We start from the raw sequence: 22,541 nt of genomic DNA, 5'->3' as shown, positions 1-22,541 counted from the left end.
TTTTTTGGTTTTTTATCTCAGTAGATATCCGCCATCTACTGGCAGCGTGACACCGGTAATATAATTCGAAGCTGTGCTGGCGAGAAAAACAATTGCGCCCATCAATTCTGATGGATCGGCCCAATGTGCCGCTGGAATGTGGGACAAAATTTCTTCATTTCTCCCTTTATCGTCACGTAAGGCCTGTGTCATGGGCGTGTTAATATATCCTGGTGCCAAAGCATTGACTTGGATATTACTGGCTGCCAAGGCATCTGCGTAGGCCTTGGTTAGACCGATGATGCCATGTTTACTAGCTGTATAAGGGAAAATAAATTTGCCCGCTCGGTATGATTGCATCGAAGCAATATTGATAATTTTGCCAGCATGCTGTTCAGCCATGACTTTAGCAACGGCGTGGGACAAAAAATACACAGCATTGAGATTTAAATCAATCACAGCCCGCCAGTCTTGATCATTAAAATCCTGCCATTTATTGCGCCGTTGCATACCGGCGTTGTTAACAAGAATATCGATCTTGCCGAATATCTTTTCGGCGTAGTTAACAATGGTGGCTGGTGCATCGGCATCGGTGATATCTTGTTTTAAAAATTTTATTTTTTGTCCACTGCCTTTGACTGATTCGGCCGTTTCCTGCCAACCAGTTTCGCTACGGCTGACAACCAGTACATTAGCACCCGATTGCATCAGGGCCCGTGTATAGTATTGTCCCAGCCCGGATGCCCCGCCTGTGACAATGGCATTTTTACCATCTAAGCGAAAGTATTGTGTGTCAAAATGATTAGCTTGTTCCATATCTTGCATCTCCTAATCTATTCATTTAATTAAACATAATCACGGCCAGCAATAAGTTGGCGGCACAAATGGTCCAGCCCCAAGGAACACCTGTTAACAGAAATTTTTTGGGGTTTAAGTGTGTGTATTCAATAGCCCATAAGTTCCAGGATTGGGTCACACACGCTGAAACAGCCATTGATACAGCTGGTACTGTGATCAAAGCGAAAGCGAAATATTGATTAAAAAAGCCTGTTCCGGCAATAACTGCTGCAGTTGCTGATCCGGCCCCCCAAACCATGAGTGGCCCTCTAAAAAGTGCCAGAGGAGCCAAAATGGCAAAAACAATCGCGATAATCCAAGGACTGTGTGGGACGATATTTTGTAGAATGCTGCTGAAACGTGCGGTATTTTTAACAGCCGCTGCGCTAAACATAGTTAAAATAAACAGCATCACTAATAAACCGGAGATATCGGAAATTGATTGACTGATAGTTTTATTAATTAAATTCAAACAATCATGATAGGTTTTCATATTTCCAGTTAACAACAAGGCTAGAATAATGGATAAAAGCAAAGATGGGATTGGTTGCCAACCAAAAACTAAATTCATCAATACCGGCAAGATAGGAATGAAAAAACTATAAACAGGTGTCTTGTTCATAGTGGCGACAGATGTATTTTCAGTAGCATGGATTGATTGGGCATGAAAGATGATAAAAGCTATTACAAACAGCATTTGTATCGCCATCGCCGAAAAGCCATACGCTAAATATTTGCTACCATATATAACTTTTGGGAAAAACAATTGGATTTGTTTAATAATGACAATGTTGACATACATTGGTGCACCCACTGAGAGCACAAAAGCGACCACTGAAATATTTTTTGGCAGGCCTAATGACTCCAAAATGGGTAGCAATATCACACCAACGGCAATGACAGCGCCGACACCGTAAGAACTGGTGAAAATGAAGGCTGTGACTAGGCAAACCAAAATCGTTGCAGTAATTGGATGCTTGCGGCTCACTTTAATGGTTTCCTGGCTAATCGATCCAGCAATATTCGTGTCAACAAGCACTCGACCGAACCAAGAACCAAAGATGATCACAACAATTGTTGATCCATAGTCCATTGCTGGCTGTGAAAATATATCGTTGATGGCAGTGTGATAGGGGATTCCACCAATCACAGTCCACAAAATGGCCATGAAAAAGAAGCCAATCATGATATTACCGCCGCGCATAACAAAATAGATGAAGGCAAAGAAGGTTAATAACAGCAAACATCCGATGATTACATTCGTCATTTTAGGGCCGGCTTTCTATGTATTTTTCCAAAATACTGATATCCAATTGTAGTTGTGTCATTGATTCAACTGGATACTCTAGAGCGACTGGTAAATCACCGGCTGTTAAATTGAGCAATGCTCGCCAATCCAGATTGCCTTGATCAATTGCAACGGTTTTAGGCTGACCATTTTCCATAACATAATCTTTTACATGAAGATAATTTGTGAAGGAATTTAATCGTTTTGTAGCTGTGAAGGGATCTTGTTTTGTGAAAACCCAATTGCCTAAGTCGTTAACGAATCCAACCTTGACGTGATGGTCTTTTGCATTCTTAAGAAATGACTCGATGTTTTCAGCTGATCCACTCAAAGGTGTTTGATCGTTTTCCACATTAAGCTCGATTGACTTGGGCAGAATGCTCCCAAGTTCCCTTTGAAGATCGCCGTGAAAGCTAGCAAAATCACCAACATTCAGTTTGACGTAACTAGCTCCAAATAGCTTGGCTTCAGCGAAATATTGTAATAATTTGGGGTTTACTTGTCCTTGTATAAACAGGACATCGGGCACCGAATAAAATAAGGTCAAACGTTTTCCCAATTTTGCATAATTAAGCGCTTCCATTTCTTGCAAAAAGAAATGGAAATATTCGCGGCGAAGCTCAATACGCCATATGCCCGCATTGACGAGTTGATCTACCAATGCAGTTTGTGTCTGTCCTTTATCGTGCTGTTGCTGTAATACTAATGTGTTTATAACAATTTGATTATTTTTCAAGAAGGTCTCCTTTGTTAATTTTAAATTAACTATGCTTCTTTTTAGGAAAACGTTTTCCCTGAGCACAAAGATTAGCTTACTACGCACTTTTTTAACTGTCAATTGGATTCATAAAAAATTCACAAGGAGTGGCCAACGTTTAATTGACTTTCCACAATTATAGTTTCTGCTTTAATGGGCTTTGTCCCTTCTATTTCTTTCACAAGCACCTGAGCCGCTGTTGATCCAATTATTTTTGGATTTTGCTGAATTGTTGTCATGACTGGATGAGTTAATTTGGCCCATTCCCAATCATCAAAAGCTGATAATCCAATTTGGTCCGGGACGCTAACATGCCGCTGGTTTAGAATACGCATAATGCGCAAAAGCAGCGGTCCCTTTAGAGCATAGAGCGCTGTTTTCGTGTGAAAGTTATTGGTTTTTTTTCGCAATGATTGAAAAATTTCTTCATCATTAGTTGTTTTTTGAATTTCAACGAGGCCTAATTGAAATGAATTTTGTTTTTGCAAATCGAAGAGTGCCATATAACGTTCTTGGCGAGCTGAGTTTTTGTCAATGGGTTCGCTGACAACAAGAATTTGCGGATACTGCATCTGAATCATTAATTGACCTAATTTTTTGGAGTAAGCATAGTTATCTGTCACAACCTCTGGCCAGAGAGTTGGCTGGATTTGTCGATCGACAATTACGAGCGGAATTCGTTGCTTTTGTAGATAACTGTAATTGCTAGACTTGCTGCTCATTGGTTGTAGAAGAATCCCGTCAATCTGCAATTCAAGCAAGCGCTGTATCTGTCGTCGTTCGATAATCTGGGAATTATTGGAATTCATTAAAATGATCTGAAAATTTTTTTTGGCCAGCACTTCGTCAGCTCCTTTAAATAATAAGGATGAGAAAAAGTTTTCAACGTCAGCTACAACGACACCAATCAGTCTGCTCGATTGCTTTTTGAGAGTTTGTGCTTGGCGATTAACATGGTAATCACTGTGCTTCACGGCCTCATCAATTTTTTGCCGGGTTGCTTCAGACATTTTTGTATAGTTGTGGTTAAGAAAACGAGAAACTGTTGTAATCGACACACCTGCTAAACGGGCAACGTCGTTGATTGTTGATCTTCTTGCTTGATTCATGATGAATTTTAAAGTGATTGTTAGATTTATTTTGCGCTTTTTTAGACTTTATGTTGACTTATTTATGAAATAAATTGATATCTGTGGCTCGTTTTCCTTGTTTGGAGGAGGTATTTAATAACTGTCATTAAAAGGATTGACAAATTATTTTAATCCGAGTAAGCTTCTAAGTAATCGAATAAATAAAACAACGAACAGAAGAGTAACTTGTTTGAGATGCCAAGAGAATCGGCACTGCTGGAAAGTCGATCATTGATACAAGCGAACCACACCTGTGAGTGCAGCCGAAATACTGCCGGGTCACCCGTTATCGTCAGAGTCTTTGACTCACTGAGGCTATTAAAGCAATTTAATAGCGTTAAGAGGTGGAACCGCGCACAACGCCCTCTCAATCTTTATTGATTGAGGGCGTTTTTTTATTTATTCCAGAAAGGAAAGCATGAACTACATTTTCTCAATTTTACCTGATATTTTGACCGGCCTGAACATCACAGTTGGCCTATTCATTCTGACCCTTTTGGGTGCTACACCCTTGGGTATCCTGATTGCCATCGGCCTGCGTTCGCAGTTTTTCATCCTGCGCTGGTTGCTAAACGCCTATGTGTGGATTATTCGCGGAACGCCACTAATGCTGCAGCTGATGTTTTTCTATTTCGGTTTGCCACTCGCGACAGATAACCGGCTTGTGTTTCCGAAAATGACAGCGGCTGTACTGGTTTTCGTCCTGAATTATGCGGGCTATCTGGCTGAGATATTTAGAGGTGGTATTCAAGCTATTCCACAAGGCCAATATGACGCTGCTTTTGTGCTAGGCATCAGCCATCGTCAGGCATTCAGCAAAATCATCCTGCCGCAGGTGTTTAAAATCGTGCTTCCTTCATTCGGCAATGAGGTGATCAATCTGATCAAGGACACGTCATTGGGATACGTCATCAGCTTGGTAGACATTCTCTATATCGCACAAGGGCATGCGGTGGCGGATGTCAGCCTGATGCCTTATGTGATTGTGGCAGTTCTTTATCTGATATTTACCGCATTAGCGACCGTCATTATGAAAAAGATCGAATCAAATTATCGGGAGTGGGCATGATGCTGGATATTCAAGGATTGACTAAAAGTTTTAACGGGAAAAACGTTTTCAAAAATTTAAATCTCAAAGTGAATGATGGTGAGGTTCTCAGTATCGTCGGCCCATCCGGTATTGGTAAAACGACCCTGCTTCGCATCATTGCCGGCTTGGAAACGGCTGACTCTGGTCAAATGATCATTGATGGACAGACAGTCAATGTTGAAGAAAAAGGCGGCAATGCTTTAGTTGGCGTTATCTTCCAGGATTTCAATCTGTTTCCTCAGTATACGGTTCTGGGAAACGCGATTCTAGCACCGACGCTTGTTAAAAAGACCGAGCGGGAGCAGGCGGTCGAGAAGGTTCGACATATTTTGGCCGAGCTGGGAATTGAAGATAAAGCTTACCTTTATCCTTATCAATTATCTGGCGGGCAAAAACAACGTGCTGCCATTGCTAGAGCCTTAGCCATGGATCCAAAAATTCTGGCCTACGACGAACCGACTTCGGCCTTAGATGAGTTTTCAACAGATCAGGTTGTACAGGTGGTTCAAGAACTTAAGGATCGCGGCGTGACGCAGATGGCGATTACACATGATGCCCCTTTTGCAGAAAAAATTTCGGATAGAATATTTGATTTCAAAACAGAAGTAAAGAGAGAATAAAAATGACTAATAATAAAAGAAGAAAATTATACGTAAACATCGGCATCATTGTCTTAATTCTGGCAATTGTTGCCGGAGCTTGGACTTATCTAGCCAGCAGTACAACAAAAGCCAAGACGGATGGTTGGGATAAAATCAAACAGCAGAAGAGACTGACAATCGGCCTCGATGATACTTTTATTCCGATGGGTTTTCGCAACAAACAAGGCAAATTGGTTGGTTTTGATGTCGACCTGGCTGATGCAACCTTTAAAAAATTAGGTATCAAAGTCAAGTGGGAACCGATTAATTGGGCCACTAAAGAGCAGCTTTTAAACAACGGCCAGATTGATGCCATTTGGAATGGGTACACGATTTCACCAGCTCGTAAAAAGAAAGTTGCTTTCTCAATTCCCTATAATCACGGAACACAGGTTTTGGTGACATTATCGAAATATAATATGAAATCTTTTGCGGATATGAAAGGCCGCACATTGGGTCTACAGAATGCTTCAACAGCTGATACACAATTTTCTCAGTATGGCAATCTGCTGAAAAAATACGTCAAGGGTAAGCCTTCGAAATACGATACTTTTGATAAGGCCTTTATGGATCTGAAAGCGGGTCGCATTCAAGGAATTCTGGTTGATTCCATGTATGCCGGCTATTATATTGACCACTTGCCGGATTCACAGAACTACCAAATTATCACGGGTGGTTATCCGACTGATGAGACCGGTGTTGGTTTTAGAAAATCCGATGTCCAATTAAGAGAACGTGTGAATGACGTTTTGAAACAATTCCAGCAGAACGGGAAGATGCGTACTTTGCAGCTAAAATGGTTCGGCAGGGCTGACAAGGGTTTGAAATAAGTTAAAATTTAAACGATGATCTTTTTAAAAAAACAATCATTGGCCGATACAAAAAAACTCGCTGAGCATTTGGCGGGTTTTTTATCGGCTGGCGACTTGATTTTATTGCGAGGCAATTTAGGCGCCGGCAAGACGACTTTTACGCGCCAATTGGTTCACGCATTATCTGATGATCCTGATTTAATCGTCAATTCACCGACTTTCACAATTCTCCAGCAGTATACGGGCCACGGGCTGCCTTTCCCGGTCTATCATTTTGATGCTTATCGCTTGGAAACGATTGGTGCCGCTGATCAAGGCTTTGAAGATTATATCGGTGCTGACGGCCTGACTTTGGTCGAGTGGCCGGATTACATGAAAGAAATTCTGCCTGATCAGTATTTAGAAATTGCCTTCAGTTACGATGGCCAGGATCGAGATGTGCGTCTAACCGCTCATGGCGCTCGTTATGAGAAAATGCTGGATCGCCTATGAATTTTATTGCGATGGATTTTGAAACAGCTAATAATGAAGCATGGTCAGCGGATTCTTTGGGTCTGACAATTGTCAAGGATAATCAAATCGTCGATAATTGGTATTCTTTGATTAAACCTGAGACGACTTTCTCCTATTGGAACACAGCTGTTAACGGGTTAACCGCTGACGATGTTATTGATTCGCCCAAATTTCCGGATGTCTGGGAACAAATTAAGCATCTTTATGCTGATTATCCAACTGTTGTCGGCCATAATATTCGTTTTGACAACCAAGTACTTAAACAAACATTGCGTTACTATGGTCTGCCGGTGCCGCATTATGTTAGCCTTGATACAGTCTCAATTTCTAGAAAATTTCATCCAGACATGGTTAACCATAAATTGGACACAGTCGCATCTGAATTAGGCCTGGATTTGGAACATCACCATAATGCGAGTTTTGATGCGCAGGCTGCAGCTGAAATCCTCATTTATGAAATCAATCATTTTGGTGAGGATCGTATCAAGGATTTTGCCAAACTGGTGTAGAGGGCAAAGATTTGTCAGATCAGCAATTAAAAATTATTCGCCGCTACATGACGCATAACGATTGTTTTATGCAAGGCGACCCGCTAAAAGCCTCAGGTATCATGATTCATTCCACAGCCGAACCCGGTATTATGGCTGCTGACTGGTTTGATCTGTGGGATCGATCTTATGCAGCCGGCCAGATAGATCGCCAAGTAGCTGTTCGCGCATTCGTTGATGACAAAGTTGTTTGCCAATATCTGCCTTGGACGATGCGTGCTTGGCGTGCAGCCGGCCCCGCTAATCTCAGCTTTATCGGGATTGAGACTTGTGAACCAGCAGGATTGTATTACGGTCCTGATGGTTTTCAATTAATTGGTTATGATCCGTCAGTTTTTCATGAATATTTCCACAAAGTATGGCAAAATGATATCCAGCTATCCGTTTTTCTGTGCCGACAGTACCACATTGATCCGGGTAGTATTATCAGCCACCATGAAGGCTATTTAGCTGGTCTGGCAAGCGACCATCAGGATCCCGAACATTGGTGGCGGTATCACGCGAAAACGATGGACGATTTCCGTCGAGAAGTCAAAATGAGACTAGATACAGGTGATGAAAATGGCAAAAAAGAAAAAAGAAAAGTTTGAGTCGATTAAGACTGCCGAAATGGGCGAGAGCGATCCGTTAATGGATAGCCTATTTGCAAAAATCAAGCTCAATGAGGACAAAAAACAGTCTCAAGATAAGGCAAAACAAGCATAAAACCGTCGCTAAACCGTTTATACGACGGTTTTTATTTTGTTTTTATTAGGAGGCCGGAAACTGTTCTCGGATTCCGATAAAATATAGGCATGAAGTCTTTTTGGAAAATTTTTTGGTGGATTATCGGCATCTACGTTCTATTCAATATCGCGGCCAGCTTGATTGGAGCGGCAATGGCTTTTGTCATTCCAGCAGCGATTATTTATGTAATTTATCGGCAGATTGTGAAAAATAATCGTGCTGCGAAGAAAAGAGCCTTAAAAAGAGAAAAGAAAGAGACCGGTATATTGATTTACCGCTATGACTGGTGGAAACTGTTTCCAGCAGCTGCCGCTTTGCTGCCGATTGGATTTTTTACGGCGAGAAATATCGGCGGATGGCCAATCTATACTTTGGAACTGACGCTGTTCATCATTGCAGGTTATTTTTTGATTACGGCTTTTAAACGCTGGACTTCTTTAGAAATTACGGATTTCTGTCTGGCACGTGTTGATCACCGCTATTTTTTCCGTCACAAGATTATTTATGAATGGCCGCGGATTTACTACACAGAAGTACAGACAGAAGGCTTAAATTATCAGTTATATGTGGCCACGCTTGATGGGTCATTTACGATTAAACAAAACGAAGTCAAAAATATCGCGATTCCAGAACTGAAAAAGATTGTTGATAGTTACATCAAATCCGGCGGCCAAGCACCGATTGACCAAAAACAAGCCGACAGCCAAACAACTGATGAGGCGCAGCCGGATGATCGTCTAGACAAGCTGACGAATTATGTTTTCGATAATGGCAGTGCAGCTTTGGATAAGGCAAAGGAAAAAATTGACGCATATTTCGATCGGACGCGTTCAGCCAAACATTCAGCCGACAGCAGTGATTTATCTCCTGTCGCCATTTTTAAAAGACAATCACAAGGCAGACAGCCTTTTGCTTCTTTTACGGCCTATGGGTTAGAACCCGCTAGCCCAAGAAAATCCGGTCAAGATGACTTATTGTTATCACTGATTTCCTGGCAAAATATAAGTGATATTAAAGTTGATGATTTAAAGGCGCCAAGCAGACTAGAATTAAAACTGCAGCTGGCTGGCCAAAAAGCTATTCGTCTGATTATTGGGGATGAGAACAGTAGTGAAATGTATACGAGTTCACTCAGTGTCGGGAAACTGTATACGCACATCCAGTCGTTAAAAGCACATAGCAGACATATAAGTATGACAGTCTAGGAGGACAAATGGCAAACGGTGATAACGAAATTGAAAAGACAGGAAACAAGTCGCCTGAGCGAGCTATTTTGCCAACTTTGAGTCCAGAAGAACAAAAGCAAGCCAGAGAAATTTCCAAACAGCTGGATGGCTTGGATCCTGAACAGATTGTTAGTTATGGGTCTGATGTCCAAAAAGAAATTTCCGATTTTTCCCAGAACGTTTTGAACAGTGTTTCAAATAAAGATTTAGGCAGTATCGGCGATAATCTGCGCGATTTAGTTGTGACAATCAATGAGTCAAAACCAGATGAACTGGCGCCGCAAAAAGCCGGCTTGATTTCTAAGATTTTTGGGCGCGTACGGCGTTCAGCTCTAGAAGTGCGTGCAAAATATGAGAAAGTCGGTCAGCAGATTGATCGTGCTGCTGCACAATTATCGGATCAGCAAAAGGGTTTACTTGCCGACAACAAAATGCTGGAAGGCTTATACGCTAAAAACCTTGACTACTACAATCGGCTCAATCTCTACATTGCCGGAGCGGAATTAAAAGAGAAAGATATTCGGGAAAATATTCTGACTGCAGCTCAAAAGCGGGCCGAAAAAACACAGAATCAATTAGATGCCCAGACGGTCCAGGATATTGCCCAGACGCTTGCCACCTTGGAGAAACGCAATTATGACTTGAAGCTGACTCGGCAAATTGCGATTCAGCAAGCGCCGCAAATTCGCCTTGTTCAAACGACAAACCGGCAGTTATCGACAAAAATTCAATCATCAATTAATACAGCTATTCCACTATGGAAAAACCAGATTGCCATCGCATTGACCTTATTTAAGCAGCGTGATGCGATCAACACACAACGAGCTGTTTCGGAAACCACCAATCATTTATTGGAACAAAATTCTCAGATGCTGAAACAATCTGCCTTGGATACAGCTAAGGAAACAGAGCGCGGTGTGATTGACGTTGATACATTAAAGAAATCTCAGCAGAATTTGATTGAGACAATTCAGCAGACGATCGAAATTCAAAATCAGGGCCACGAACGGCGTTTGGCGGCTGAAAACGATCTGGCTGCCTTGGAACAGCAGATGAAAACCGAACTTAGAAAAGTCGCCAGAGATGACGGAGATTTGTCTGCGAGAAAAAACTTGAACTAATCAAAGGCCATTTGTAAATAAATCGGCGCATGATCTGCACGAGTACCACTGTCAATCATGCCGCTTTTTTTTATTTTATCTTTTAACGTGCTGCTGACTAGATAGTAGTCAATCCGCCAGCCGGCGTTGTTTGGCTTAGCCATACGATTTCGCTGACTCCACCAAGAATAAGCAACATCATCAGGGTGCTGAAAACGCCAAGTATCTGTAAATCCTGCTTCTAAAAGCTGAGTAAACTTATCTCGTTCCTGATCCGTAAAACCGGCTGACTGATGGTTGGTTGACGGGTTTTTCAAATCAATTTCTTCGTGGGCAACATTTAAATCACCGGAGAAGATAACGGCTTTTCTTTCGGCCAGCTGGCTGACATAGACACGAAAATTGTCATCCCATAGACCGCGCATCTCGAGACGTTTTAGACCATCGCCTGAATTAGGCGTATAAACATTCAGGAGATAAAAATCCGGGTATTCCAGCAAAATAATGCGCCCTTCTTCATCCATTGTGTCCGGTGCGTCAATTGTTGGGCAATTGAAAGAAATCGGCTGTTCTTTTGCCAAGGTAATCACGCCGGCATAGCCTTTTTTGGCTGGCGGCGTACTATTTCTCACAAAAGTGCAATAACCCGGAAACAGATCGTTTAAAACCTGTGTTTGTTTAGCGTTGAGACCGGTAACTGGTAATTTACTTTCTTGAATAGAAAAGAAGTCCGGCTTTTGGGCGGCTATCTGAGATAACAGCGCAAAAGTGAGTTCGCCGCGGGGTGATTTATGTTCGATCGCGGCATTCAAGCTGTCGATATTCCATGAAATAAAGTTCATAAAACCAGTCTAAACCAAGTTTGCCTGCAATGATAAAATCAAGTTATCGCAGATTTTACTAAACAATTTTCAGATATTGAGATTTATAAGGACAAACCTATTGCTGAGTACGCTTTTGCTCAGGTTGGCGGCAAGGCTGATTATTTGGCTTTTCCCAAGAATAGTCAGGAGACAAAACGTCTAATCCAGGCAGCTTTTGATCAAGATATTCCGGTGCACGTGTTGGGACAGCTTAGCAATATGCTGATATCGGATCAAGGTGTTGCCGGTCTGATTATTATCATGGACAAAATGAAGCAGATTCAAATCCGCGGCAATGAAATTATCGCCGATGCTGGAATTGATATGATTCAAGTATCCGAATTTGCCTATGAGCATGGGCTGTCGGGTCTGGAGTGGGCGGCTGGACTGCCAGGATCAGTCGGTGGTGCTGTTTATATGAATGCTGGTGCTTATGGCGGCAATACGGCCGATGTGCTGAAAAGTGTTATCGCTTTGGATCATGCCGGCCACTCGCTTGTTTTGACCAAAGAACAGCTGGGTTTTTCTTACCGTAATTCAGGTATTCAGCAAAATGGTTATTATATTCTCCAAGCGGTCTTTGAGCTGGCACCTGATGATAAGGCTGTTATCCGGCGCTGGATGGATGATTTTAATTTTCGGCGGATTAGTAAACAGCCTTTGAATCTGCCCTCCAATGGTTCTGTTTTCAAACGGCCGCAGGGATTTTACGCAGGTAAACTGGTGGCAGATGCCGGCCTGCAGGGTGTTCGTATCGGTGGTGCTCAGTTATCCACGAAACACGCGAATTTTATTGTCAACGTCGATCATGCCAGCACCGAAGATTATGTTAGACTTATCAACTTAGTCAAGCACACGATCAAACAGAATCAGGATATCAATATGGAATTAGAAATCAAAATGATCGGGAAAGGATTCGCTGAAAACTAATGGACTTATTACTGCTGTTTCCAATTGTTATATCTTTAATTGTTGCCAGCAGCTTATTGGCTCATTTTTTCCCTTTGCTTCCAGTCAGCCTATTACAGATCATCTGTGGTGTCGGGTTATCTTTTTTCATTGAAGAGACCATTGGCTTGGATACCGAATGGTTTTTACTTATTTTTATTGCACCGCTCCTTTTTAATGATGCCTGGCGTTTTCCCAAACGAGAACTTTGGCAGCTGCGTGCGCCGATTATTGCAAACGCCTTTGTCCTGGTATTTGTCACAGCTCTTGGTGGCGGCTGGTTGATTCACATACTCATACCGGTCCTGCCGTTATCAGTCAGCATTGCCTTAGCGGCAGCTTTGTCGCCAACCGATCCAGTATCTGTCGGAACGATTCTATCCCGTATCAAAATCCCGGACAATCTGCTGCACGTCTTAATGGGCGAAAGTCTGTTAAATGATGCTTCCGGCCTGGTGGCCTTTAAATATGCTGTGTCCGCTACGGTATTGGGCTCATTTGTTATGCATGATGCTTTTTTTAATTTTATCTATATCACGATTGTTGGCGCGTTGACAGGGTTTTTGCTGATTTCTATGATTGACTGGGCACGGGAAATCATCCGTCAGCATGGTGCTAACGACGAAATCATGCAGGTTATTATCAGTATTTTGGCGCCTTTTTTGATCTTTTATATCGCCGAAGATCTAGAACAATCTTCGGGCGTTGTGGCGGTTGTTGTGGCCGGGATTTTGACAAAATTACGCAATAATGCTGATTACAATGCGAGTTTTGAATTCAACGTTTTGTCCGAAACGATCTGGCGGGCTCTGGCCTTTGTTTTGAACGGCACGATTTTTATTATCTTGGGCTTGGAGCTGCCTCATGCCTATGAGGACGCGATTATCAATGATCAGCTGAATCTGGTTACAGGCATTCTATATGGCATTTTAGTTTGGTGCATTATCTTTGTCATTCGGGCGGTTTGGACTTATATTAACGAATATATCAGCTACAAAAGAAATATCAAAACAAATCCAAAACCAACTATTGTGCAAACGATGATTATGGCGTTTTCCGGTGTCCGTGGTGCGATCGCACTCGCTGCTGTGCTGTCAATTCAAATGGTCTCCGGCCGTGTCTTTCCACATTACTATCTGATGGTCTTCATCGCAGCTGTTGTCGTTATTTTCTCTCTGATTGTTGCATCAATTATGCTGCCGATTCTGACAAAGCTCTCAGGGCCGGTTTCGACTTTGCCGAGTGATATTCAGCTGATGAATCAAGAAGCCGATTTTAATTTGAATGAGCTTGGTCAAAAGGAACGTCAATATAAATATATCAGTGAGACCGAAGCCCGTATCTTTCAATTACAATCAGGCATTCAAGCACTCAAATTTCAGCTGCATGATTCGGAATTCGGCGGCGAAGTGGTCGACCCTAAACAAGCTGCTATCTACGATCTTGTGTTTGAGCGTCAGCAGAAAATCAACGATTTACAGCTTAAAAGCCGTTTGCCAGGTGCTAAGAAACTAGCTATACGCGAGCAGGATTTCCGTGTGATCGCGCTGCAGGCTGAAGTTGAGGCGATTGAAAAAATATATAGTCAAAAGAAAATTTCTGCAGCTGTTTACCATGCCAATATGCGAGGCGTGCGCTGGTCTTTGCGTGATATCGGTCATCGGCGAAGTTTTTCTTTTCAATGGTTTTTACGTGTGATTCGGCGCATGATGCAGATGACCGAATTGCAGGTCAGCCGGATTAACGCCGCACAAGCAAAAAAGGAAAACGCTGCAGTCCATCGTGCACGTGCCAAGGCTGGTATTAAGGCACTGGCAGGGCACTTAGAGCAGCAGACATTGGGCAAACTTGACCGTCAGGCAGCTTTTAACACAATCATCAACTATCGAAGCTGGCTATCGCGTATCAAGGCCAGCAAACGATTTAACCGCAATTACGATGCGCTGATTCTGGCTTTTTCGCTGACATCTATTGATGCTGAGCGTGATGCAGTCAAACGGTTATTTGAAACACATCGTATTCCCAGGCAGCTTGGCCTGACTTTACTGCAAGAGATTAATTTTGCCGAGACCTCGGCACTTTCTGCCAACGGCAGTTAAGTTATACTAAAATCAATGGATTTATCAAATATCTTTACATATGAAAATTTTGTTCATTTGATTGATATTCTCGTGGTCTGGTTTGTGCTTTACAACGTCGCTAACTGGGTTCGCGGAACGCGCGCTATGCAGCTGGTTCGCGGAATTGTCATCTTAATTGTCGTGCGCTTGGTGGCTTGGTGGGTTGGCCTGGAGACAATTTCTTGGTTTTTGGATCAGATTATCAATTGGGGCCCGATAGCACTGGTGGTTCTATTTCAGCAAGAAATCAGGCGTGCTTTGGAGAACTTAGGGACGCGGTCTTTTTTTAGGCCCTCTGGTCCTTCGGTACCTTCTGAAGAAATTGTGATGACAGCCTTAGACCAGGCATTGCCATATTTGTCCCGCCGCAGGATTGGTGCTTTGATTGCCATTGAACAAAAAACAAGTCTCTCAGATATTATCGAGACAGGGATTGCACTGGATGCGCGTGTTAGTTCGGCGCTTTTGATTAACACCTTCATTCCAAACACCCCGCTTCACGATGGTGCGGCAGTTATTCGGGCTGATCGTCTAGTAGCCGCTACAGCCTATCTGCCGCTCTCAAGCGATCCGACGACTTCAAAAGACTTAGGAACTCGTCACCGGGCTGGACTGGGCCTGGCTGAATCCACGGATGCAATTGTTATCATCGTATCCGAAGAGACGGGTGAAGTTTCAGTGGCCCATAAAGGTGTTCTTCACCGCAGCTTAAAACCTGAGCAATATGATCAATTTTTAAGGGAACGTTTGATTCCAGAGAATGAAAAAAATCAAAGCGATATTTTTGCTAATTTAACAGCCTGGGTTGCTGGGCCGATGAAAAAAAACAACCGAAATCGATCTAAGGGAGGGGATTCTAATGAAAACCATTAATTCACTCTTGCGAACCAAATGGTTTCAGCTGCTTGCAACGCTTGTTCTGGCAATCGTATTATTTGTCTATGTAACGGGTACGATCGGCAATGTTCGGGGAAATCGAAATCGTCAAAATCAATTAATTACAACGCAGACTGCTGACCTGAACGTACCTTTAAATGCCATAATTAATGACAATAAATACTATCTTTCAGGTGTTCCTCAGAGTGTTCGTGTGAATATTACTGGACCATCCGGACTGGTCACGGCGGCTCAAAATTCTAGAACAATCCGTGCAACGGTCAATCTGAGGAATCCAAAAATTGGTTCTCAAAGAGTCACTGTCAGGCTGACTGGTCTGTCAGATACTTTGGTAACAAAATTAGATCCATCGACTTTGACAGTTAACGTCTCACGCAAAGTATCTAAAATGGTACCGATTATTTCGACCTATAATCGTGACAATATTGCCAGCAGGTATGTTGTTTCAGGATTTAAAGTTTCTCAGCGCCGAGCCAGAGTGGTTGGCCCCAGCGATTTAGTGAAAATAGTTGACCACTTGTCTACCAACCTTGATGTGCCGGCCAATACACAATCCAGTATCACGCGCAATGTGCCCTTGAAGGCAGTGGACCGCAATGGTTCCGTTGTGTCTGTTGAAATCAACCCTGGTACCGTGATCGCCACTTTGGATGTCACCAGCCAGTATGCCGTTAATAATAGTACGCGCGAAACCAAGACTGTTTCTTTAAATCCGACATTTACCGGATCGCGCGCGATTTCGACATATAATGTCACCTTGAGCACTTCGAGTGTGCAGATTACAGGTGATCGTTCTGTGATTGACCGCATCGATTCCATTCCAATAACCGTAAACGTCAACAAAGTCAGCAATACCGGCGGTGTACTGACAATTAGACTGCCGCTGCCCAAGGGTGTCACGGAAATTTCACCTAGAATTGTCGAAGTAACGCTGACATCTCGTTCAGCAAACTCAAGTTCAGGAGGGAATTAATGGCTAATTATATGGTGTTTGATCTCGTCCAGGAGATTACACGCCTGGACGGCACGACCTATGAGGAATTGGGCAACGTGATTATGAATGGCAGAGCCGAATATGCTGCTGAAAAACATTTCATTCAACAGGTTAGAATATTAAAACTCAATATTCCTCACTCTAACCACGTGGATAAAGTAGAAAAATACATTAATGCACACTATTCCGACCCCGGTTTTTCGATGACCAGCTGGGAGGAATGGAAAAAACCACCAGAAATTGAAAAAGAAATGCAGGCTATTTTGGACGACAACCGTCTGGGATAGCTTTTTTCATGTCAATCACTTTTTGCAAAACTTTTTGGCTAAAATAACCTCGCTGTAATTGTTTAGAAATTTTAGATAACTGGTCAAAATTAATCTGACAATGTGATAGTGCGTCTTCGCTAATATCGGTGAGGTCATTAATCAGCAGACCTAACCTGTGTTCTCGAACAAATTCGGCCAAAGCAGACCGCTGCCAGACAATAATGGGAATTCCGGCTGCTAAATAAAGGCTTAACTTATGCGGTGAATTAATTTTTTCGTAGTCTTGATAGTGTGTCTTGTTCGGATCCAAATCCTCATCCCAGACAAGTCCCCAGGCAGCCGGCAAGGAAGCGGGTAAGATAGACGGATCTATAGGATTCTTGATTTGGATGGTTTTAGATACTGAAAAGTCCCAAGCGCGCGGAACCCGACCGAAGACTGTTAAAGGAATTGGCAGGGAATAATGTTTCAGCCAAGCGGCTTTGGCCAAGCTGCCTGCATAAAGCAGTGCGTGGTGGATGGTTTTTTTCTCCGGAATCGTATGCTCGGTTAAGTAATCAAAGAGCTGAATCTTAAAAATATGTGCATTAATGCTTGAAAATCGGTCTGCCATACGCTGATTGTGAACGATTAAAAAATCAGCTTGATGCATGATTTGAAAAGCAGCCGAATTTTCTGCTTGAGCTGGTAAACGCAAAGGCTCAAAATCATGAATGAGAACACCAAACAGAATACCTTTCTGCTGCAGTTCGTGTTCAAAAGCCAGTTCCCAGTCGTCACCGAGATAGCTCGGATATTGATGGATGATCAAATCACCTGGCTGGGCACCGACTAAATCGGCTTTTTTTCTGGCACGATCAATTTTCAAAACACGAAAACCCGTCGCCGCTGCAATCTGTGCAAAATCTTCTTTGGCTTTGTCGGCGCCTATCGGCATCCAAGGTTCAACTGTCAAGGTCACCCAATTCATAACTCAACTATAATGGAAATATGAGAAAACCGATTATCGTTGCTAATTGGAAGATGAATTTTTTACGTGATCAAGCTGATCTTTTTTTGCAGAAACTGCTTGCTCGCTTAGGACATAACCAGACTGTCGAAGTTGGCATTGCTGCCCAAGATTTGTTTTTACCCGACTTAATTAAAATAGCGGACGACAGCCCTATTTCGATCGTTGCTCAAAATGCGCATTGGGAGAATTTCGGCGCCTTTACAGGCGAAACTTCTCCTAAAGCACTGGCTAATATTGGTGTTGATTACGTCATGCTCGGCCATTTTGAAAGGCGGGAATTGTTCAACGAGACCAATTCGACCGTGAATTTAAAAGTACGGACAGCTTTGAATGATGGTTTGGACGTGATTGTGGACGTTGAAGAGATGGAACAGGTCGAACCGGTTCTGGAAGGTATCACAGAAGAGCAGATGAAAGGGATCATTATTGGTTTTGAACCTACTTTTGCGATTGGTACCGGCATGTCAGCCAGTACCAAGGGCGCACAAGATGTTGCCCAGCAGATTCGAAAAACGGTTCGCCGTCTTTATGGCGCACCGACCGCACAAGCAATCAGAATTCTTTACGGCGGGTCTGTCGACAGAGATAACTTGGCCGATCTTATCGCTCAGCCGGATATTGATGGCAGCTTAGTTGGCAGGGCCTCGCTGGACTTTCAGACTTTTTGGGAACTGGTTAAAATTATGCAGCGCGCAGCAGTTGTTAAAAAATGAATGAAAACGTTTACATTAATTGCATTTTCTTTTATAATTAAAGCGTTTTTAGATTAACACGACATATTGATGCTAGTCTAAAATCATGAAACTCTGAGATGAATGGGAAGCTGCCAAGCGGTGGTGCAGCTAGCAAATTATGTCTTCCCCAAGGAGAATAATATGGTTGAAATGTCGTTGGAACACATACGCAAGATTTACCCTGGGCAGGTCGTGGCGGCTGTTCCTGATTATAGTCTGCAAATTAAGGATGGTGAATTTACAGTTTTTATCGGTCCTTCGGGATCCGGTAAATCGACTGTCCTGCGTATGATTGCCGGCTTGGAAGATATTACGAGCGGTGAATTCAAAATGGATGGCAAAGTGATGAACGATGTCGAACCCAAGAACCGCGGCATTGCAATGGTTTTCCAGAATTATGCGCTATACCCGCACATGACCGTCTTTGACAATATGGCTTTTGGTTTGAAACTGCGCAAAGAGCCTAAAGACAAAATTAAAGCGGCTGTGGATAAAGCAGCTGACCTGCTGGGTTTAACAGATTTTTTGGATCGCAAACCAGCTAATTTATCAGGTGGACAGCGTCAGCGTGTTGCACTGGGACGCGCTATGGTGCGCGATGCTAAAGTCATGTTGCTGGATGAACCTTTATCCAATTTGGATGCTAAGCTGCGTGTTGAGATGCGTTCGACGATTGCCAAACTGCATCAGGAATTAGGCAACAATTTTATTTATGTGACGCATGACCAGATCGAAGCGATGACGATGGCCGATCGCATTGTCTTGATCGACCATGGTGTCATCCAGCAGGACGGGTCGCCAGAAGACCTCTATAATCATCCAGGCAACAAATTCGTTGCTGGTTTTATGGGTTCGCCGTCAATGAATTTTTTGAACCTCACAGTGTCTGGTACTCAACTGGTTTCCAAGGACAAAAAAATCCAGCTCACAATGCCAAAAGGGACTGCTCATTTTCTAAAAGAACGCGGTTATGAAGGCAAAGAGATTATCTTTGGTATTAGGCCGGAGGATATTCACACAGAACCGATCGCCAAGGACACATATCCTGGTGATACTGTCAAAGTCCGTTTGGATCTTGTAGAACCTTTAGGTGCTGAGACGATGTACTATTTCCAGCTTGATAGCCAGCAGTTCGTCGCTCGTGTGGGCGCTAGAGAAATTTCACAAACAGGCGATGAGGCTGAGCTGACTTTTGAAATGCCCAATGCCCATTTCTTTGATCCCGAGACGGAATTGGTAGTTGTACCGGATGGCGAGACTGTTTATAAAAGCCCAACAAAAACTGAGTCGGACTTGGCCAATACCAAGGGTACGAAGCTGGAAGGCCAAAAGTTTTCTAAACGCTATTAAATTTGTTGAAACACAATCAGGTTTGATTGTGTTTTTATTTACATTTAGATTTTTCACATGTAAAGGTCTGTTAAAATATTAGGTGTTGCATGGAGGAAAATAATGTCATTAATTGCAAGTATTTATGCGCGTGAAGTTCTTGACTCACGTGGAAATCCTACTGTTGAAGCTGAAGTTTACACAGAAGACGGTTTCTTTGGCCGCGGAATTGTACCTTCAGGTGCATCTACTGGAGAGCATGAAGCTGTTGAATTGCGTGACGGCGATAAAAGCCGCTATCAAGGAAAGGGTGTTACAAAAGCCGTTGCTAATGTCAATGGCCCGATCGCCGAAGCATTGGTCGGCAAGTTTGATACCGCCGATCAGCGGGGCATCGACTTGGCCATGATCGCTTTGGATGGTACACCGAATAAAGGCAAGCTTGGCGCTAATGCCATTTTGTCAGTTTCGATTGCGGTTGCCCGTGCAGCCGCTGAAGAATCCGGTTTGCCTTTGTATCAGTATTTGGGCGGACCAAATTCTTACGTTTTGCCAACACCAATGATGAATGTCATCAATGGTGGTGCGCACTCTGACAACAAAGTTGATTTTCAGGAATTTATGATTATGCCTGTCGGCGCTAAGTCAGTTAAAGAAGCTATTCGTATGGGATCTGAGACTTTCCATAACTTAAAGAAGTTATTGGAAGCTGCTGGCAAAAATACCGGTGTTGGCGATGAAGGCGGATTTGCCCCTGACTTTGCCAACAATGAAGAGCCTTTACAATTCTTGGTCAAGGCTATTGAGGCAGCTGGTTACAAGCCGGGTGAAGATATTGCTTTGGCAACTGATGTAGCTGCATCTGAATTGTATGATGCTGATACCAAGAAGTACAAGTTGAAGTGGTCGACCGGCGAAGAGTTCACTGCACCAGACTTTGAAAAGTATATCGAAGGATTGGTTGCCAAGTACCCAATTGTTTCTGTTGAAGATCCGTTGGATGAAAACGAATGGGACGACTGGGTAACATTAACCAAGACCCTTGGTAAAAAAGTTCAGATTGTTGGTGACGACTTCTTCGTTACAAACACTGATTACCTGAAGAAGGGTATCGAACTTGGCGCTGCTAACGCGATCTTAATCAAATTAAACCAAATCGGTACTTTGACCGAGACTTTTGAAGCCATTGAGATGGCCAAAGAAGCTGGTTATACCGCAATTGTTTCTCACCGTTCCGGCGAGACTGAAGATACCACGATTGCTGATTTAGTTGTTGCGACTAACGCAGGTCAGATCAAGACTGGTTCGATGAGCCGTACTGATCGTATTGCTAAGTACAACCAGTTAATGAGAATTGAAGATGAATTGAATCAGGGCGAACCTGAAGGTGTTTCGGTTTATAAAGGAATCAATTCTTTCTACAACTTGGATGCTGCAGCAAGAAAAGAAATTCAAAGCCACAAAGGCTAATCATGTGTTTCATAAAATCGGACTTAACAGTTCGATTTTTTTATAAGGAGGAAAAATGAAAGTTGCAATTATCGGTGCTGCTGGACATATTCCACGTTTTTTGATTCCAATGTTAGAGGATCAGACAGATGCCGAATTAATCTTATTTGCGCGTCAGGCAACACAGCGTTTGTTGACTGACAGTGCGCCGCGTGTGCGTCTTGTCGATGGTGATGCCAGCAAAGCCACGGATGTGAAAATGGCCATCGCTGATGCGGATGTTGTTTTTATGGATTTTGACGATCCAATCGCGATTAAAAATGTGATTGCAGTCATGGATCAACTAGGTAAAAAGCGTTTAATCGTTGCCGGACTACTTGGTGTCTATGATGAAGTAGCCGCCGCCTTTGGCAAATGGAATCAGATGATGATCGGGTCTGGTTACCGTCCACATAAACAAGCTGTGACGGAATTGGAAAACTCCGATCTTGACTATACCTACATGCGTATGACCTGGCTGTATGATCAGGATGGCAATCATAAATACGAGATTCAAAAGAAAGGACAGCCTTTAATTGGGGCTCAGGTTGCGCGCCAGGCTGTTTCTCAATATGTGATTGATCTGATCAAAGATCCGAAGTTGGGCATTCGCGAATCCAATGGTGTTGTTGAACCGAATACTAATTTTGCCAAACCAAGTTTTTATTAAAGAATTAAACACTCGAAAGAGTGTTTTTTATTGACATTTTAGTTTACAAGTGTAGACTTTTAATTAGATGACAAATGTAAACTTAAAAAAAGAACCTATCTCAAATGCTGAATGGCGTGTGATGCGGATTATTTGGTCTCTTGGTTCGGCGACTACGGCTGAGGTAATTGAGAATTTGGACCAGCAGGAAGATTGGCAGCCTTCGACTGTTAAGACCTTAATGCGGCGTTTAGAAAACAAAGGCTACTTGACCGATGACGGTGTTGTTCGCGGCCGAAGTTTTGCGCCTTTAATTTCTGAAAGCGATGCCATGCTGAGTGCTGGGGATGATTTATTCAGCTCGATGTGTGCGATGAAAAAAGGCATGGTTTTAACACATTTAGTAGAGGACACGGATATTTCCAAGTCCGACATTGACGAAATGATCACTATATTGACAGCAAAAAAAGTTGATGCACCTGATATGGTAGCTTGCGATTGTCTGCCGGGGAAAGGAATGGCCTGCAAATGAGCATGGATGATATGAGAAATATGGATATGGGTAAATCTGATAGTGGTGAAAACAAGTCC

General features: G+C 42.9%; 25 protein-coding genes. 19 read left to right on the top strand and 6 right to left on the bottom strand.

Annotated features, from left to right (window positions below; genetic code table 11):
* Positions 1–12 precede the first annotated feature (12 nt).
* From OKIT_RS01165 to OKIT_RS01150, 4 genes are all read right to left on the bottom strand, one after another.
* Positions 13–795 carry a glucose 1-dehydrogenase gene (locus tag OKIT_RS01165; RefSeq protein ID WP_007744586.1) on the bottom strand — a complete coding sequence of 261 codons (783 nt, stop codon included), beginning with the start codon at positions 793–795 and terminating at the stop codon, positions 13–15.
* Positions 796–820: 25 nt separating this feature from the next.
* Positions 821–2,083, bottom strand: a complete 1,263-nt coding sequence (locus tag OKIT_RS01160; RefSeq protein ID WP_007744585.1) for a hypothetical protein — start codon at positions 2,081–2,083, stop codon at positions 821–823.
* Position 2,084: 1 nt separating this feature from the next.
* Positions 2,085–2,840: a sugar phosphate isomerase/epimerase family protein gene (locus OKIT_RS01155; protein ID WP_007744584.1), complete on the bottom strand. Its 756-nt coding sequence runs from the start codon at positions 2,838–2,840 to the stop codon at positions 2,085–2,087.
* A 119-nt stretch (positions 2,841–2,959) separates the two neighbouring features.
* Positions 2,960–3,970 (bottom strand): LacI family DNA-binding transcriptional regulator, encoded by a 1,011-nt coding sequence (locus OKIT_RS01150; protein WP_007744582.1) that lies wholly within the window; start codon positions 3,968–3,970, stop codon positions 2,960–2,962.
* Between the two features lie 439 nt (positions 3,971–4,409).
* Between OKIT_RS01150 and OKIT_RS01145 the strand changes: the two genes are divergently transcribed.
* The 9 genes from OKIT_RS01145 (at position 4,410) to OKIT_RS01110 (ending at position 10,668) form a co-directional block, all read left to right on the top strand.
* Complete coding sequence (locus OKIT_RS01145; RefSeq protein ID WP_007744581.1) at positions 4,410–5,060, top strand: amino acid ABC transporter permease; 651 nt, start codon at positions 4,410–4,412, stop codon at positions 5,058–5,060.
* Complete coding sequence (locus OKIT_RS01140; RefSeq protein ID WP_028291809.1) at positions 5,060–5,701, top strand: amino acid ABC transporter ATP-binding protein; 642 nt, start codon at positions 5,060–5,062, stop codon at positions 5,699–5,701. Before OKIT_RS01145 ends, OKIT_RS01140 begins: the two co-directional genes overlap by 1 nt.
* Before the next feature lie 2 nt (positions 5,702–5,703).
* Positions 5,704–6,552 carry an amino acid ABC transporter substrate-binding protein gene (locus OKIT_RS01135; protein WP_007744579.1) on the top strand — a complete coding sequence of 283 codons (849 nt, stop codon included), beginning with the start codon at positions 5,704–5,706 and terminating at the stop codon, positions 6,550–6,552.
* 15 nt (positions 6,553–6,567) lie between these two features.
* Positions 6,568–7,026: a tRNA (adenosine(37)-N6)-threonylcarbamoyltransferase complex ATPase subunit type 1 TsaE gene (gene tsaE, locus OKIT_RS01130; RefSeq protein ID WP_007744578.1), complete on the top strand. Its 459-nt coding sequence runs from the start codon at positions 6,568–6,570 to the stop codon at positions 7,024–7,026.
* Complete coding sequence (locus tag OKIT_RS01125; RefSeq protein WP_007744576.1) at positions 7,023–7,556, top strand: 3'-5' exonuclease; 534 nt, start codon at positions 7,023–7,025, stop codon at positions 7,554–7,556. The genes tsaE and OKIT_RS01125 overlap by 4 nt, the downstream gene beginning before the upstream one ends.
* Before the next feature lie 11 nt (positions 7,557–7,567).
* Positions 7,568–8,185, top strand: a complete 618-nt coding sequence (locus OKIT_RS01120; protein WP_007744575.1) for a peptidoglycan recognition protein family protein — start codon at positions 7,568–7,570, stop codon at positions 8,183–8,185.
* Complete coding sequence (locus tag OKIT_RS09680) at positions 8,157–8,300, top strand: hypothetical protein (protein WP_162141368.1); 144 nt, start codon at positions 8,157–8,159, stop codon at positions 8,298–8,300. The genes OKIT_RS01120 and OKIT_RS09680 overlap by 29 nt, the downstream gene beginning before the upstream one ends.
* A gap of 89 nt (positions 8,301–8,389) precedes the next feature.
* A complete protein-coding gene (locus tag OKIT_RS01115) occupies positions 8,390–9,526 on the top strand; it encodes a hypothetical protein (RefSeq protein ID WP_007744569.1) in 1,137 nt (378 codons plus the stop codon).
* Positions 9,527–9,534: 8 nt separating this feature from the next.
* Entirely contained in the window at positions 9,535–10,668 is a 1,134-nt protein-coding gene (locus OKIT_RS01110; protein WP_007744568.1) for a toxic anion resistance protein, read from the top strand.
* On the opposite strand, the gene OKIT_RS01105 is transcribed toward OKIT_RS01110, so the two are convergent.
* Positions 10,665–11,489, bottom strand: coding sequence for an exodeoxyribonuclease III (locus OKIT_RS01105; RefSeq protein ID WP_007744567.1), 825 nt, complete (start codon positions 11,487–11,489; stop codon positions 10,665–10,667). The two genes, OKIT_RS01110 and OKIT_RS01105, sit on opposite strands and share 4 nt — an antisense overlap.
* A gap of 45 nt (positions 11,490–11,534) precedes the next feature.
* Between OKIT_RS01105 and murB the strand changes: the two genes are divergently transcribed.
* From murB to OKIT_RS01080, 5 genes are read left to right on the top strand one after another with little or no spacing between them, the layout of a single operon-like run.
* Positions 11,535–12,440 (top strand): UDP-N-acetylmuramate dehydrogenase, encoded by a 906-nt coding sequence (gene murB / locus OKIT_RS01100; protein WP_241778160.1) that lies wholly within the window; start codon positions 11,535–11,537, stop codon positions 12,438–12,440.
* Entirely contained in the window at positions 12,440–14,557 is a 2,118-nt protein-coding gene (locus OKIT_RS01095; RefSeq protein ID WP_007744563.1) for a cation:proton antiporter, read from the top strand. Before murB ends, OKIT_RS01095 begins: the two co-directional genes overlap by 1 nt.
* Before the next feature lie 15 nt (positions 14,558–14,572).
* Positions 14,573–15,451: a diadenylate cyclase CdaA gene (cdaA, locus tag OKIT_RS01090; protein ID WP_007744560.1), complete on the top strand. Its 879-nt coding sequence runs from the start codon at positions 14,573–14,575 to the stop codon at positions 15,449–15,451.
* Complete coding sequence (locus OKIT_RS01085) at positions 15,438–16,448, top strand: CdaR family protein (protein ID WP_007744558.1); 1,011 nt, start codon at positions 15,438–15,440, stop codon at positions 16,446–16,448. The genes cdaA and OKIT_RS01085 overlap by 14 nt, the downstream gene beginning before the upstream one ends.
* On the top strand, positions 16,448–16,756 hold the full coding sequence (locus tag OKIT_RS01080) for a hypothetical protein (RefSeq protein WP_007744557.1): 309 nt from the start codon (positions 16,448–16,450) through the stop codon (positions 16,754–16,756). Before OKIT_RS01085 ends, OKIT_RS01080 begins: the two co-directional genes overlap by 1 nt.
* Here OKIT_RS01080 and OKIT_RS01075 read toward each other — a convergent pair.
* Entirely contained in the window at positions 16,728–17,708 is a 981-nt protein-coding gene (locus OKIT_RS01075; protein WP_007744556.1) for a glycosyltransferase, read from the bottom strand. The genes OKIT_RS01080 and OKIT_RS01075 overlap by 29 nt on opposite strands.
* Positions 17,709–17,728: 20 nt before the next feature.
* Between OKIT_RS01075 and tpiA the strand changes: the two genes are divergently transcribed.
* From tpiA to OKIT_RS01050, 5 genes are all read left to right on the top strand, one after another.
* A complete protein-coding gene (gene tpiA, locus OKIT_RS01070; RefSeq protein ID WP_007744555.1) occupies positions 17,729–18,463 on the top strand; it encodes a triose-phosphate isomerase in 735 nt (244 codons plus the stop codon).
* 162 nt (positions 18,464–18,625) lie between these two features.
* The gene (locus tag OKIT_RS01065; protein ID WP_007744554.1) at positions 18,626–19,834 is read left to right on the top strand and encodes an ABC transporter ATP-binding protein; all 1,209 of its coding nucleotides are present in this window, start codon (positions 18,626–18,628) and stop codon (positions 19,832–19,834) included.
* Positions 19,835–19,936: 102 nt separating this feature from the next.
* The gene (gene eno / locus OKIT_RS01060) at positions 19,937–21,283 is read left to right on the top strand and encodes a phosphopyruvate hydratase (RefSeq protein ID WP_007744552.1); all 1,347 of its coding nucleotides are present in this window, start codon (positions 19,937–19,939) and stop codon (positions 21,281–21,283) included.
* Between the two features lie 55 nt (positions 21,284–21,338).
* Entirely contained in the window at positions 21,339–21,971 is a 633-nt protein-coding gene (locus OKIT_RS01055) for an NAD(P)H-binding protein (protein WP_007744550.1), read from the top strand.
* Positions 21,972–22,038: 67 nt separating this feature from the next.
* Positions 22,039–22,482, top strand: coding sequence for a CopY/TcrY family copper transport repressor (locus OKIT_RS01050; protein WP_007744548.1), 444 nt, complete (start codon positions 22,039–22,041; stop codon positions 22,480–22,482).
* Positions 22,483–22,541 lie beyond the last annotated feature (59 nt).

It is taken from the genome of Oenococcus kitaharae DSM 17330, assembly GCF_000241055.1.
Taxonomy (GTDB): Bacteria; Bacillota; Bacilli; order Lactobacillales; family Lactobacillaceae; genus Oenococcus; species Oenococcus kitaharae.
The sequence above is the reverse complement of the archived record's forward strand: the minus strand, read 5'-3'. Positions and strand labels throughout refer to the sequence as shown.